1 protein-coding gene is annotated in these 270 nt (G+C 55.9%); it reads left to right on the top strand.

Annotation, left to right across the window (positions count from 1 at the left end):
* Positions 1-42: 42 nt before the first annotated feature.
* Positions 43-270, top strand: a 228-nt coding sequence (locus tag SB659_RS19600) for a hypothetical protein (RefSeq protein WP_410551615.1), incomplete at its 3' end; no start/stop codon positions are given.

A 270-nucleotide genomic window follows, 5' to 3' on the forward strand; every position in this document is an offset into this window, starting at 1 on the left:
GGCCTCATCGCGAAGTTCGTTGCGCTCATGAGGGAGAATTTGATGGTTGTTCAGCTTTCACTTGAGACCGACGATATTGCGCCGACTGCGGAAAGCGCGTCCGGAGCACGGGCCTTCGCACCTGATCTGGCATATCGCCTGATGTCGATCGTCAATGTGATCTTCTACGGCGACCCTTCAAAAGGTAATGACTGGGTACTGATCGACACCGGCCTGCCAACGTCGAAGAATACGGTCGTTGAGACGGCGGAAGCCCGGTTCGGGCGTAAT

The sequence above is a fragment of the Arthrobacter sp. SIMBA_036 genome (genome assembly GCF_046535135.1).
GTDB lineage: Bacteria > Actinomycetota > Actinomycetes > Actinomycetales > Micrococcaceae > Arthrobacter.